This window comes from uncultured Bifidobacterium sp., assembly GCF_945269915.1.
GTDB classification, from domain to species: Bacteria; Actinomycetota; Actinomycetes; order Actinomycetales; family Bifidobacteriaceae; genus Bombiscardovia; species Bombiscardovia indica.
Genome location: NZ_CALYOY010000040.1, coordinates 1 through 13673, shown reverse-complemented (window position 1 = coordinate 13673; position 13673 = coordinate 1). Strand labels below are relative to the sequence as shown.

General features: G+C 61.3%; 14 protein-coding genes and 2 tRNA genes. 10 read left to right on the top strand and 6 right to left on the bottom strand.

Annotation, left to right across the window (positions count from 1 at the left end):
• Positions 1–36 precede the first annotated feature (36 nt).
• Entirely contained in the window at positions 37–714 is a 678-nt protein-coding gene (gene phoU, locus Q0K62_RS07175) for a phosphate signaling complex protein PhoU (protein ID WP_297317293.1), read from the bottom strand.
• 216 nt (positions 715–930) lie between these two features.
• On the opposite strand from phoU, the gene Q0K62_RS07170 reads away from it, so the two are divergent.
• The gene (locus Q0K62_RS07170) at positions 931–2229 is read left to right on the top strand and encodes an ATP-binding protein (protein WP_297317292.1); all 1299 of its coding nucleotides are present in this window, start codon (positions 931–933) and stop codon (positions 2227–2229) included.
• Here Q0K62_RS07170 and Q0K62_RS07165 read toward each other — a convergent pair.
• The gene (locus tag Q0K62_RS07165) at positions 2195–2449 is read right to left on the bottom strand and encodes a DUF2530 domain-containing protein (RefSeq protein WP_297317291.1); all 255 of its coding nucleotides are present in this window, start codon (positions 2447–2449) and stop codon (positions 2195–2197) included. The two genes, Q0K62_RS07170 and Q0K62_RS07165, sit on opposite strands and share 35 nt — an antisense overlap.
• Positions 2450–2607: 158 nt before the next feature.
• Between Q0K62_RS07165 and manA the strand changes: the two genes are divergently transcribed.
• The 4 genes from manA (at position 2608) to Q0K62_RS07145 (ending at position 7413) form a co-directional block, all read left to right on the top strand.
• Positions 2608–4011, top strand: coding sequence for a mannose-6-phosphate isomerase, class I (manA, locus tag Q0K62_RS07160; RefSeq protein WP_297317290.1), 1404 nt, complete (start codon positions 2608–2610; stop codon positions 4009–4011).
• A 289-nt stretch (positions 4012–4300) separates the two neighbouring features.
• A complete protein-coding gene (locus tag Q0K62_RS07155) occupies positions 4301–5203 on the top strand; it encodes a CHAP domain-containing protein (RefSeq protein WP_366515894.1) in 903 nt (300 codons plus the stop codon).
• A gap of 306 nt (positions 5204–5509) precedes the next feature.
• Entirely contained in the window at positions 5510–6070 is a 561-nt protein-coding gene (locus Q0K62_RS07150) for a C40 family peptidase (protein WP_297317288.1), read from the top strand.
• 287 nt (positions 6071–6357) lie between these two features.
• The gene (locus Q0K62_RS07145; RefSeq protein WP_297317287.1) at positions 6358–7413 is read left to right on the top strand and encodes a universal stress protein; all 1056 of its coding nucleotides are present in this window, start codon (positions 6358–6360) and stop codon (positions 7411–7413) included.
• Between the two features lie 171 nt (positions 7414–7584).
• Here the strand turns inward: Q0K62_RS07145 and Q0K62_RS07140 are convergent, their stop codons facing one another.
• Complete coding sequence (locus Q0K62_RS07140; protein WP_297317286.1) at positions 7585–7998, bottom strand: OsmC family protein; 414 nt, start codon at positions 7996–7998, stop codon at positions 7585–7587.
• A 194-nt stretch (positions 7999–8192) separates the two neighbouring features.
• On the opposite strand from Q0K62_RS07140, the gene Q0K62_RS07135 reads away from it, so the two are divergent.
• From Q0K62_RS07135 to Q0K62_RS07125, 3 genes are all read left to right on the top strand, one after another.
• Entirely contained in the window at positions 8193–9065 is an 873-nt protein-coding gene (locus Q0K62_RS07135; protein ID WP_297317285.1) for a thymidylate synthase, read from the top strand.
• Positions 9066–9152: 87 nt separating this feature from the next.
• Entirely contained in the window at positions 9153–9821 is a 669-nt protein-coding gene (locus Q0K62_RS07130) for a dihydrofolate reductase (protein WP_297317284.1), read from the top strand.
• Positions 9821–10360: a low molecular weight protein-tyrosine-phosphatase gene (locus Q0K62_RS07125; protein WP_297317294.1), complete on the top strand. Its 540-nt coding sequence runs from the start codon at positions 9821–9823 to the stop codon at positions 10358–10360. The genes Q0K62_RS07130 and Q0K62_RS07125 overlap by 1 nt, the downstream gene beginning before the upstream one ends.
• A gap of 231 nt (positions 10361–10591) precedes the next feature.
• On the opposite strand, the gene Q0K62_RS07120 is transcribed toward Q0K62_RS07125, so the two are convergent.
• From Q0K62_RS07120 to galE, 3 genes are all read right to left on the bottom strand, one after another.
• Positions 10592–10667, bottom strand: a tRNA-Phe gene (locus tag Q0K62_RS07120).
• Positions 10668–10714: 47 nt separating this feature from the next.
• Positions 10715–10788, bottom strand: a tRNA-Asp gene (locus Q0K62_RS07115).
• A gap of 87 nt (positions 10789–10875) precedes the next feature.
• On the bottom strand, positions 10876–11886 hold the full coding sequence (gene galE / locus Q0K62_RS07110) for a UDP-glucose 4-epimerase GalE (RefSeq protein WP_297317283.1): 1011 nt from the start codon (positions 11884–11886) through the stop codon (positions 10876–10878).
• Between the two features lie 150 nt (positions 11887–12036).
• Between galE and trmB the strand changes: the two genes are divergently transcribed.
• Together trmB and Q0K62_RS07100 are read left to right on the top strand one after the other, a co-directional pair.
• Complete coding sequence (gene trmB, locus Q0K62_RS07105) at positions 12037–12852, top strand: tRNA (guanosine(46)-N7)-methyltransferase TrmB (RefSeq protein ID WP_297317282.1); 816 nt, start codon at positions 12037–12039, stop codon at positions 12850–12852.
• A 129-nt stretch (positions 12853–12981) separates the two neighbouring features.
• Positions 12982–13673 (top strand): GTP-binding protein (locus tag Q0K62_RS07100; RefSeq protein ID WP_297317281.1); only part of this gene is annotated, 692 nt, incomplete at its 3' end.

Genomic DNA, 13673 nt, shown 5'->3' with positions numbered 1-13673 from the left:
AACAGGGGCCTCATGCTGGTACGCAACCACAGGAGGTCAGTCCAGATCGGCCTCCAGGTCCTTGGGGTCCTTGGAGGGGTCGAATCCCGAGACGATATAGACCACGCGACGGGCGGCCGAGACGCCATGGTCGCCCAGGCGCTCCATGAACCGGGCCACCAGGACCATGTCGATCAGCTGCTGCCTGGATCCCTTCCATTCGTCGGAAAGGGCGTAGTCGAAGGTCTTCTGATGGAGTTCGTCCATCTTGTCGTCGCTGATGATGATCTGCTCGGCGATGGTGGTGTCCCTGTCGGAGAGCATATCGACCAGGCGGTCGGCCAGGACGTCCAGGAAGTCCCGCATCTGCTGGAAGAGGGGAACGACCTCCTCGGGCAGGGTCGGCTCAGGGTAGGAGCGTCGGGCCGTTTCGGCGATGTGCCGGGCCAGGTCGCCCATGCGCTCAAAGGTGGCGGAAAGGCTCAGGGTGGAGACCACCACGCGCAGGTCGGTCGCCACCGGGCTTTGCTTGGCCAGGAGCCTGATGCACTGATCGATGATGCTGGCCTGGAGGTGGTCGATGCCCGTATCGCCGTCAATGACCTCCTGGGCAGTCTCCACATCGCATTCAAGCATGGAACGGCCGGCCTTCTTGATGGCGTCGCGGACGCTTATGGCCATCCTGTCGAGGTCGTCGGCCACCAGTCCAAGTTCCTCGTTGAAGATCACGCGCATGTCTTTCCCTTTCGGCCTCGGTCAACGATATGGTCACCAGTCTATGCGACCGGGGCGGCAAGAAAAAGTCCGACGCGGGGATGCCCGGCAGGTGTGCGGGGGAGGGGCTGCTGATATGCAAGAATGGTGCCGGAACCGTCAACGGCACCTGGTTCAGGTCACGGCGCCGACCGTAGGCACCGGGAGACCGGAGGGAGTACATATATGGCAACGATCATGGCACATGTGCGCAGCTTCCTGAGCAACCGTGAGGATGATGGCGACCAGGAGGATGAGGAGGACCTTGATGACTCGGCCGAGGCCCTCCTCTCTTTGATTCCGGCGGCCACGGTGGTGGTCAACGGGGATGATGAGGTGGTTCGTTCCAGTCCCGATGCCTACAGGCTGGGCATCGTCGGGAATGACGAAATCCGCGATCCGCGCATCATGGAGGCCATCAGGCAGGTCAGGCAGTCGGGAGGCCGTCGAAGCCTGAGTATGACCACCCAAACCCCCACCGAATTCGCCATAGACACCGCAGTTTCAGCCGGCTCCCCCCAGGATGGCCGAACCTCCCAGGCTGATGATGAGCCGGATGAAAACGAGCCGCAGGAGGTGGCAGGGTCGGATCAGTCGGAAGACGGGGAGGGGACACCCATCCGCGCCCGGTCGGTCTCGAGGACCAACTGGCTGAAGGTCATCCTGGGCAGGATCAGTGACTCCCTGGTCGTGGTCCTCATCGATGATGTGAGTGAGTCCGTCAGGTTCGTCCAGACCAGGGATGCCTTCATGACCAACGTCTCCCGGCAGATGCTCAAGCCGGTACAGGCCCTGGAGGAACTGGCCGCCCAGCTCAAGACCACCTCCGATCTGGATGGGGATGACCCCGACCTGCTCCGTAGCCACCTGCGCAGCGTCTCCAAGGATGCGTCCTCCGTCCAACGTTACAGTGCCTATCTGGGGCACGTACTCAAGGACCTCTTGCTGCTGATCCGGGCCCAGGAACAGATAAAACCCAGCAGGGAGAATACACTGGATGTGGCCGGGGAGGTCAAAGCGGTGGTCCAGGACGAGCAGGCCGGTGCCGACCAGGCCGACGTGAGGCTGCTGTGGCGGTGCGACCGGCCCCTGACCATTCACGGTGACGGTAAGCAGATCAGGGTGGCCCTGGCCAAGCTGGTCGAGAATGCCATTTCCTATTCGCCGGAGGGATCGACCGTTTCCATGGTGGCCCAGCCATCCAAGGACGGACGCTTTGCCGTCATCCGTGTCATCGACCGGGGCAAGGGCATCGACAAGGCCGACCAGGGCCGGATATTCGAACGGTTCTACCGGGCCGACAACCAGAACGAGCAGACGGCCATCGGAATAGGGCTGGGCCTGGCAATCGTCAAGCATGTGGCCCTCACCCATCATGGCTCCGTAACGGTCTGGAGTGCACCGGGCCAGGGAAGCACCTTCAGTCTGATCCTCCCGCTGGCAGGCGGGGACGGCGGGGATTCTACTCGGCCAGCCGCCGATAATCCCAACGATTGAAGTGTTCCCAGATAATCAGAAGGATACCGACTCCCACCCCGGCCAGGCATACGATCAAGGGCTTGGTGGTCTCGAATCCAGCCAGTTTCAGGATGGCCATGATTATCAGGAACACGATCCACGCAGCTGTTCCGAAGAGGAAGATCTTGCGCAGGTCGACCTGCACGGGCTTGGGCGAGGGCCTGCGCGCGCACGGATCGAAAATCGGAGCCAGCTTCATATGACCCACTGTATCCGATTCTGCGACATCAGCCCATATGGGTAACACCCGGTCGGTGTCAATCTTGCCCCGAAACGGGGTCCTGTCATATCATGACGGCATTGGCGGGAGCATCATGCCCCTGCACCGGGCGATGACTTCTTCAGAAAGGGGCTTGTGTGTTTCCGATCCGAGCCGTGGAGAAGCACTATGCCTGGGGATCCTATGACCGCCTGCAGAACATGTTTCACCTGGGCCCGGTGGACGGTGATCATTTGGAACCCCTGGCCGAGATGTGGTTCAGCGGCCACGCGGAATCCCCTTCACCGCTGACCCTGTCCGACGGGGTCGAGGTTCCCCTGACCGATGCCATTCGGCGTGACCCCATGACCATGCTGGGTGAGCATGACTCGCAGCTGTTCGGGCCCATCCTGCCCTACCTCTTCAAGGTCATCTCGGCCCGCATTCCCCTCTCGCTTCAGGTCCATCCTCTGGATTTTGAGGCCAGGGCGGGATTCAACCGGGAGAACGCCGCCGGCATACCCAAGGAGGCCCCGGAGCGTTCCTTCAAGGACACCCTGGCCAAGAACGAGATGGTGGTGGCCCTGGAACCCTTTACAGCCTCGGTCGGTTTCGCCCCGGTGCCCTTCCAGCTGACCCTCCTACGGGCGGTCGACCACCCCCTGGCCGGCCTGATGGCCGAGGCCCTGACCGCGCGGACCTTCCACATGGGTGTTCCGCCGGCACAGTTCGCCCAGGCCGATGCCATGATGCCCGTCTCCTCCTTGATATGGCCGGATTCCAGACGGAGGGTCTTTCGTGCCTTCCATGCCGCCGTTACCGCCCCCAAGGTCTCACCCGATACGCTCGGACCGGCCCTGGAGGCAGCCAGTCTGAAGGTCAGGGGACGAAAGGCCCGGGCGGCCATGGACAACGCCCTCCAGGCCATCCATGCCTTCCCTGGCGACCCGTCGGTCCTGTGTCTGTTGATGCTCAATCCGGTCTGCCTTGAGGAGGGGGAGTCCGTTTTCATTCCGGCGGGCACCCCCCATGCCTACATCCATGGCACGGCGGCCGAGATCATGACCAACTCCGACAATGTCCTGAGGGCGGGCATGACCCCCAAGCATCGTGACATTCCCAACCTGCTGCGCAGTCTGGATTGCCAACCCAACGCCACCATCGACCCATCCAGCTCGATGATCGCCACCCTGATCATGCACAACATGGTGACCTACCGGCCCAAGATCAACGAGTACATGCTGGTCTACGGCAACGTGTCCAAGGGCGGGGCGGCCTGGCCCCTCCTGACCAGGCTGAATCAGCGCTATGGAGACCTGATCGACAAGCTGGGGCCGCGTCGTCTCATGATCCCCCGCCGGGGGCCGCGCATCCTCCTCTGCACCGAGGGGGCCGTGCAGTGCTCGACCGAATACCAGTCCCTGACCCTGCGGCAGGGTCAGGCCGTCTTCATCCCCTCGGAGGACGGACGGGTCGAGATCACCATGGCCCAGCGATCTGGTATGAACCCAGAACCGGCCCAGGAGAACGGTTCCTTCCTCCTGGCCTCCACTCCCGTCTGACCAGGACCGCCGGTTCGCTGTAAGTGGACCAATGGACGACACACCGGCGCTGACACGCCGACAAAAGGTGTCCGTGTCACAGTGGACCCTGGCCGAACATGCGCCATATAACCCTAAAGGATCTGCGGTTGTCGAAGATGAACCAACGCGGATGCCGTGGTTGAGTACACCAGGGTGGACAAGCAATGACATTTGTCGAATGTTGTGGATTGGTTTAAGGTGTTCACTTGTGAAGGTTCGTGGAACGACACGAAAGCCGTGTTGGAACGCAAACAGGGGTGATTGATATATGAAGCATGCTGCGCATCGGGCTACGGCCAGGAAAGGCGCACGTATAGGCAGATTCGTGTCCCCTCCTTCAGCATCCGGATCACAGGTGGACACGGGTGTTGATGACGCCCTGGCCGCCAAACTTAACGAGGTGGCCCCTCCTACCCGTCGTTCCATCCGTCTGGCCGCCAAGGCCGAGGCACGCCGTGCCCACCTGGTGACCGGTTCGGCCCTGACCGTTCTGGTCGGTGCCGCAGCCTCCTCTCTGGTCATGTCACAGGCCAGGAATGATGCTTCAATACCATTGGCAATCAGTACCGGGAATGCCGTTGTTTCCTCTGCGGGGTCCCTGGATTCCACTATGTATGGCCGCAATACGGTCTCCCGTTCCGAGGCCCGTCGGAATCTGTCGGACGTCTCCCAGACGAACGAGGGCTCCTGGCAGCTCGGTGATGAAGGACTCGATGCCGGACAGATGTCCAGGTCCCTGGCCAACAATCCGGCCGTCGCCAGGTTGATGGACGTGAACCAGGATGTGATTCCTTCGGGGTTCAATCCCAACCACGCCACCGGTGACAGTGGCAATGCCTATGAGTTCAGCCAGTGCACATGGTGGGCCTATACCCGCCGTCACCAACTGGGCCTGCCGGTGGGTTCCCACCTGGGCAACGGCAGGGATTGGGCCGCTTCGGCCAAGGCCCTGGGGTACTGGGTCGATGACACACCCCGCAACGTCGGTGATGTCATCGTCTTCCAGGCAGGCCAGGAGGGTTCCGACGCCTTCTACGGTCATGTGGCCATTGTTGAGAAGATCAACGCCGATGGGTCAATCGTCACCTCGGAGTGCGGTGCCGTCATGAACGGCAAGACTTATTCGCGCACCCTGACTAATGTTCATGCCTTGCAGTACATCCATTATTAGGATATCCGTCTTCTTCGGTGGTCTGCCCCGAGAATTCCCTGATGTCGGGTAGAGGGTTTTTCCTCCTTCCGGACTGGGTCTGGTTGTTCGTTTCGTCTCCCCTGTGGGTTTCCCGAATACGATCAACAATCACCGATTGTTGTGATAGGATTATGAGCGATGAAAAACGTACGAAAAAATGTGACTCTCCTCGCAACGGCCGCTTTGTGCGGCTCCTTGCTTGCGGGAATTCCGGCTGTAGCCAATGCCGCAGATAGCGCAGATTCCGCAGTTACCTCATCTCGCTCGTTTGCACCTCACAACAGGGTGAGGGCCAACCTCCTCGATGAGTCCACCTCGACCACGGTTGAGAAGGACTCAAATTGGGGTGGTATCGAGTCTCTGAGTATTCCGACCACCAAGTCCCAGGCTGAAAAGGATGCCGAGGCCCGTCAGGCGGCTCAGGCGGCTCAGGCTGCGGAAGCGTCCAGGCGCCAGTCCGAGGCGGCCAGCCGGTCCAGCCAGCGCCTTGCCGTGCCGGTCAATGATGCTCCTGTGACTGGTACCGGTCAGGATGTGGTCAACTATGCCATGCAGTTCCAAGGCGTTCCTTATGTTTTTGGCGGTGAGAGCCCGAGCGGGTTCGATTGCTCCGGTTTCACCAAGTACGTCTTTGCGCATTTCGGTGTCGCCCTTCCCCATAGTGCGGATGCCCAGGCCGGTTTCGGTGTGCCGGTCAGCAATCCAGCACCTGGGGATCTGATGGTGGCTCCCGGGCATGTGGGCATCTACGTGGGCAATGGATTTATGATTCACGCTCCCGCCCCCGGTCAGACCGTCAAGGTCCAGGCTCCCTACCAGGCCTTCTCCTATCGTCGACTGGTCTGAGCGGCAGTCCGGCGGGTTGAGAAAATCGACCTCGGGATTGGATTCTGAAAAGCGCCCGGTTTGGGGCGCTTTTCTTATATGTAATTCTGTGATTGGTCAATGACGGCCAGACTCCCGCTTCTGGAAATGTGGAGGGTTGGTACCGCCGGGAATCAGGCGCCGGGGTAGGGGGGTATTCGGGCGTGTTCCCCGTCTCCCGACTTATCTATCGAACTCCGGTGGGCTATCCTGAAAGTAGGAGCGGTGTCAAGCTTGTTGCATCGCCACGAGTACAAGGAGGTCGTCTGATGAGCAACGATAAGGCTGTTCTGGTAGGTGTCGACGGTTCGGATGCCAGTTACAAGGCTGCCTGGTGGGCTGCCAATTTCGCCAAGCATGCGGGGTTGACCCTGCAGATCGTGTGCGCTTACTCCCTTCCCAGCTATGCAGCGGTCTCATTTGATGCCACATACACCACCATGGGCGATGACGTGGCCGCCCACAACGATGCCCAGGAGATTCTGTCCAAGGCCAAGGCCATCGCAGATGATCAGGGTGTCAGCGCGGCCACGTTGATCGTCACGGGCGATCCTTCCTCCGTTTTCGTGGAGCTCAGCCGCAACTACAAGCTGATCGTCATCGGCAACCGCGGCAAGGGAGGACTGGCCGAGCGTCTGCTGGGCACCACCAGTTCCAGTCTGCCCGCATATGCTTACTGCCCCATCGTTGTCGTGCCCTACACCGATGACGACGGCAACCTGATGCACCTGAACAACCAGATCAAGCGTGTGGCCGTCGGTTCCGACGAGTCGAAGTGGGGTCTGAAGGCCCTGCAGATTGCCGCAGGCTTTGCGGACAGTTGGAACGCGGAACTCAATGTCATGTCGGCGGTTCCCAATATCTCAGGCCTCACCGGTACGGGTTCAGTCGAGGAGCGCAGTGTCATGGACTCCTACCTGGATGATCTCAACACCCGTATCGCCCCCCTGTTGAAGACCTATCCCGGCCTGCGGGTGACCAAGAGTGTGGTGCCGGGTTCGGCCGTCGAGGCCCTGACCCAGGCCAGCAAGACCCATGACGTGGTCGTTGTCGGATCCCGTGGCCGTGGCGGCTTCACCGGCCTCCTGTTGGGATCGACCAGTCAGGGTCTTCTTCAGCACGCTGTCAGCCCCGTATACGTGGTTCCCCGCAAGTATGTGGAAGCCGAAGAGTCCGGGCTCAAGGCGGCCGCGGAGGGCGGTCTGGTGGTCGAAACCAAGGATATCGACCAGATCACCGGCGTGGAGCAGGTTTCCGTCGACACGGCCGAGCCCGAGCAGCTGGCCGATATCGAATCCAAGATTGATCCGGAACGCCAGAAGTAGTGGTCCGGCTGAAGTCCCAGCTCGGCTCCGGGCCGGGTCGGGGGTTCATTGACTGGTTCCGGGGCATACCAACCCTGATGGATGCGAGATGACCCCCCTGGGCACGAATCATACCCAGGGGGGTCATCTCGCATGTGTGGTGGTCGCCGCTCGGAGCATCGACCGCTGGTGTCAGTGGCGAACCTTGACGGCCAGCCTGACCGGTGTCTCATGCTCATAGGTATGCTCAACCGTGCAGGCCTTGGCGATGTGTCGGCGAATCCGCTCCTCGAGCTTGTCGGCCTCCTCCTGGCTCAGGTGGGCATCGGTGGCGTCCACGTCCACATGCTCGGTAAAGCTCAGGTAGGCGTCATCCTCCGGGTCATAGGTGCCGTCGACGACGATCTTGGCCCCCTTGCCCTCGCCCAGGGTGTTCTCGACCGCAAACTGGCTGGACAGGGCACCGCAGGCTGCCAGGGCGATCTTCATCAGGTCACCGGGATTGAACTGTCCCTTGCCCTTGCCGAACTTGATATGGGCGCCTTCATCCGAAAAAGCGTCCCAGGAACCATCCTTGTTGCGTTCCACCCACAGTCTCTTGCCCATGTTTCCTCCTTGATCAGGCACCCCGGGAGGGATGCGTTGCGCCGCCGACACCTGGCCGGCGTGCCCTATCCTTCAATCTAACCTTAATCGGCTGTTTTGTCCTCTTGCGCTATGTCCCCGGCGTAAGCGGTCCGCGCTTGTTCCAGGGGAGAGATTCGGGTCCATGTTGGCCGCGGCTTGATAGACTGGCAACCATGGCTTTGTCCCAAGAACAGTTGCAGGAAATTCGTTCCAGGATCCCGGAACGTCCACAGACCGATATCCCCATGCCATATGAGGATCTGGTCCGCAGGATACTCATGGAGGGTAACCTCAAGTCGGATAGGACCGGAACCGGGACCATCTCCCTCTTCGGCCAGCAGATGCGGTTCGATCTCTCCGCCTTCCCCCTGCTCACGACCAAGAAGGTCTATTTCCGGGGGATCGCCTACGAGCTGCTCTGGTTCCTCAAGGGGTCGCAGAACGTCCGCTGGCTCCAGGAGCACAACGTGCACATCTGGGACGAGTGGGCCGACCCGGAGACCGGCGATCTGGGCCCGGTCTATGGGGTTCAATGGCGAAGCTGGCCTGCGCCGACCACGGAGGATCCCAACCGGACCATCGATCAGATCCAGACGGTTTTGGATCTGATCAGGACCCATCCCGACTCCAGGCGGATGATTGTCAGTGCATGGAACCCGGCCGAAACGGACCGGATGGCCCTGCCGCCCTGCCACGCCCTCTTCCAGTTCTATGTGGCCGACGGGCGTCTGAGCTGCCAGCTGTATCAGCGCTCCTGCGACATGTTCCTGGGCGTTCCCTTCAACATCGCCTCCTACGCCCTCCTGACCATGATGATGGCCCAGCAGACGGGGCTGGAACCGGGGGAGTTCGTCTGGACCGGCGGGGACTGCCACATCTACGACAACCACATCGACCAGGTCCTGGAGCAGCTTTCGCGGACTCCCTATCCTTATCCGCAGATGCGGATAAGGAAGGCGCCCTCGCTCTTCGATTACCGGTACGAGGATTTCGAGCTGGTCAATTACCAGAGCCACCCGGCCATCAAGGCCCCGGTGGCCGTCTGAAGAACCGCTTGTCGGGGCTTGCGCCGTCAAGGTAGTTGATTATCATGGGCTGGTATACCTACCCTTCACGAGGAGTGAATGCAACAGATGGAGCATGACAGTAGCCGTAGCGGCTATCACGAACCCGAGCCCGGGCAGGCCGGGCTTTTAGGTGGTGAGTATTGGCAGGATTCGGAAGGGGACATTGAACGTCCCCCCTCTGTCAATCTGATTTGGGCACAGGCGCGGTCCACGGACGGGCGGCCTGGCGCCATAGGCAATCGGAACGGGATGCCCTGGCATCTGAGCGAGGACTTGCGGCACTTCAAGGAGCTGACCATCTCCCACCCCGTGGTCATGGGACGCAGGACCTGGGAGTCCATGGGGTCCAAGCCCTTGCCCAACCGGGACAACATCGTCGTCACGACCGACCCCCTCTACCGGGCACCGGGTGCCACGGTGGTCACGGGGGCCGAGGATGCCCTCGACATGGCCCAGCAGGAGGCCATTCCCGCGGATGGGATGGATCGGGGAGAGATCTGGATCATTGGGGGGGCCAAGCTCTTTGAGTCCTTCTTCCCGTTGGCCGACCGGGCTTTTGTGACCGACCTGGACCTGGAGGTTCCCGCGGATACCTTCATGCCTGATATGGATGACCTGGTTCGTAAACGGTTCTGGCGGGTTTCCGAACAGGGGGAGTGGGAGGTTCCGGCCAGTACCGAGCAGTCTTCCCGGATTGCACGGTATTGCTTCACGACATATGAGAAGGTGCGATGATGGGCTCAGGCAGGACTGACGGCACTTGCAGACCGGGACCGTACACGGTCATGACCGTCTGCACCGGTAACATCTGCCGCTCGCCCATGGCGGAGATCATCCTCCGCAAGTTCTTCGAAGACCGGGGACTGGGGGCCGACAAGGTCGTGGTCCAGTCCAGCGGGGTCAGTGACGAGGAATTCGGCAATCCCATTGACCGGCGCGCCCAGAAGGTTCTGCGTGAGCGGGGCTACGAGGTTCCTTCGGACCACTTCGCCCATCGAATCAGCAGGGAGGAGGCGGATGAATCCGACCTGCTCCTGCCCATGACCGCGGACCATATGAGGTCCCTGCTTCGTCTCCTCCCGTCTCAGAAGCGTCAGGCCGTCCACCTCTACAGGAGCTTTGACCCGGACCTGCCCAAGCCGGCTCCAGGACAGGAGAGCCGGCTCGACCTGGTCGACCCCTGGTATGGCGGCTCCCATGAGTTCGAGGTGGCCATCGACCAGATCGAGCACACGGCACCGTACATCGTCGATTGGGTGGCTGACCAGCTCTGAGTCCGGCGAGGTATACCCGATCCTGAGGTATGTCGTGCCTGTTGAACGCCGGTTCCAGCGGTGGTGGTTGTGTGGGCTCTTTTCCTTGATGGTCTTTTGGTGTTTCCATGTGGAGGGCTGCGGACTTTCCGGGGGTTCCTCTCCCTTTGGACCACTGCTTGCCTCAGCTTGTGAAATCGCCTGCGTAATATAAAAATCCCTCTTCCCACGGAGGGGAGAGGGGATTACTGCTGGTGGCTCCGAGCGGGATCGAACCGTTGACCTAGCGATTTTCAGTCGCTCGCTCTACCAACTGAGCTACAGAGCCATGAACAGTCGAAAAGACCCGGACAAACCGGGTCAGACCATTCCCAGCGACTCCGGCCGGACTTGAACCGGTGACCTCCGCCGTGACAGGGCGGCGCTCTAACCAGCTGAGCTACGGAGCCGTGGCTGCTTGGACAGCCAAGAGAAAAGTCTACATGACGGACAGGGGAATGCAAGCCCCCGGCGCGTCGCTGAGTACGGTGAACGGATCAGTCGGTCTGCTTCCAGGTGGCGGTGTCGATATGGTGATCGGGATTCGCCTGCCATGCCCGCCAGGCGGACTCGACGATGTCCTGCACGGAGTACTTGGCGTGCCAACCCATCTCGGTGTTGATCCGGGTGGGGTCGCCGATCAGGTGGGGTGGATCGCCTGCACGACGTGGTTTGACGGCCTCCTTGAAGGGAAGCCCGGTGACTTTCTTGACCTCGTCCACAATCTGACGGACCGAGGTGCCCTCACCGGTGCCCACGTTGAAGGCATCGTACTTGCGTTCATCGCGGTCCAGGTAACCCAGGGCGGCGATGTGGGCATCGGCCAGGTCGGAGACGTGGATGTAGTCCCGCACGCAGGTCCCATCGGGGGTGGGGTAGTCGTCACCGAAGATGGCAGGCGCCTTGCCCTGCTTGAGCCTGTCGAAGAGCATGGGAATCAGGTTGAGGATGGCGGGGTCCTCCAGCTCCACGGGGCCGCAGCCGGCCACGTTGAAGTAGCGCAGGGCGCAGAAGCGGATGCCGTGGGGTTCCTCGCAGGCCCGGGCCATCCATTCGCCGAAGAGCTTGGTCTGCCCATAGGGATTGATGGGGAGCATGGGCTGGACGTCCTCGGGGACCACATCGACCGGGGGCTCGCCATAGGTGGCGGCCGAGCTGGAGAAGACCAGCTTCTTGGCGTCGGTCCGGGCCATGGCGGCCAGGACGTTGATCATGCCGTTCAGGTTCTGGCGGTAATACCAGATGGGCTTTTCGACCGATTCGCCCACCTGCTTGCGGGCGGCGAAGTGGATGACCGAATCGACCTCGTTCTCCTTGATGATTTCGATCAGACGCTCATCGGCACCCGGGGCGGCCACGTCGGCACCGTAGAGACGGGCCTTGCCGATACGGGTCGGCTTGCCGTAGCTGAGATCGTCGACCACGACGACCTCCTTGCCGGCTTCATGGAGGGCGTGGACCACGTGGGCACCGATGTACCCGCAACCGCCTGTAACCAAAACGGACATGTGTTTGCCTTTCCTGTCGAAAACCGGACCAGGGAGACTTGTTCGGTTTTGCAATAATTTGTTGTTTTTTGTTATATATTGAGTATATCACGGGGACAAATTCCTGGTAGTCCCGTTTCTCGGCACTTTCCAGGATATATATGAGGTGTGATGAATGCAGAACCAGAGCGCAATGCCGGATGCCGGTCCATCGTCTCCTATGCGAGGCGGTCCGAGAAACTCAATGACCGTCTGGCACGGGCCTGGGCGGAGTACTCCTCCCGATACCTCCTCGACCTGGGGCAGGCGGAGGGATCGTTGACTGTGGGGGAGGACCTTCAATGTGATGCCGCCATGATCCGGTCCATCTGGGGTCGGGAGGCGCCACTGATCGTCGAGATCGGGTCCGGTCAGGGAGAGAACGTCGTGGCTTCGGCCCGGGAACACCCTGAGCGGAACTATCTGGCCCTGGAGGTCTATCGGCCGGGCCTGGCCCACACCATGCTCAAGGCCGGAAAGTCCGACCTGGATAATCTGCGGCTGGCCCAGGTCAACGCCCCGGACCTCCTGGCCCGGATGGTCCCGGGCATGATTGCGGAGGTCTGGACCTTCTTCCCCGATCCCTGGCCCAAGATGAAGCACCACAAACGCCGCCTGGTCCAGCCGGCCTTGGCCGATGATCTGGCGGACTGCCTGGAAGCCGGCGGGGTCTGGCGAATCGCCACGGATATCGAGGACTACGCCCTGCACGTGCACGAGGTCATGGACGGGAACCCACGGTTCAGGAACCTGGGGAACTTGCCGGTCGGTCTGCCCATCCGGCACGTGGGCAAGGGGACGGTGGACCAGGCCGCCTCCCTGCCCCACGCCACCTTTATGGAGTCGGAGCGGTTCGAGGGGAGAATCGTGACCAACTTCGAACGTAAGGGGATTGAGGCCGGCCGGGTCATCCACGACCTGACCTACCAGGTATCGACCCCGAGGTGACCCTTACCGTCGGCTATGGCCGGACGTGCGGCAGGGTTGCAACTTGCGTATGGTTGATGCCGGTAGAAGTCGGACAGGTCCGGACACCGGCGGCTTCCCAGACGGTCGTGGAGGAATGGAGGACTCGGGTTGACCAAGAGGATCGTGTTGGGCATGCTGGCCCACGTCGACGCAGGCAAGACCACCCTGTCCGAGGCCATGCTCTACCGGGCCGGACGGATTCGTCGCCTGGGCAGGGTGGATCACGGTGATGCCTACCTGGATACCAATGATCTGGAGCGGCAGCGGGGTATCACCATCTTCTCCAAACCGGCCAGGCTGATCTTCCACGACTTGGAACTGACAATTGTCGATACACCCGGGCACGTCGATTTCTCCGCCGAGATGGAGCGTACCCTGTCCGTTCTGGACTACGCGCTTCTGGTCGTCGATGCGACCTCCGGCCTGGAGGGATACGTCGACACGCTGTGGAGGCTCTTGGCGCGGTATGGGGTCCCCACCTTCATATTCGTCAACAAAATGGACCTTTCCGGTGCTGACTCCCAGCGGATCATCGATCTGAGCAGGAGGCGATGGTCCCAGGCCTGCCTGGACCTGAGCCATGGGTTGGACCAGGCCGGCATGGAGGATGTGGCCCTGCTTGACGAGGGTGTCATGGAGGAATACCTCAGGACCGGCGGTGTACCGGACGAGAGCCTGGCGAAGTTGGTGGCCGATCGCCGTCTCTTCCCCTGCTTCTTCGGGTCGGCCCTCCGTTTGGACGGGGTGGATACCCTTCTGGAGGGCCTGGAGCGGTATACGCTTTCATCGCGGTACGGCGA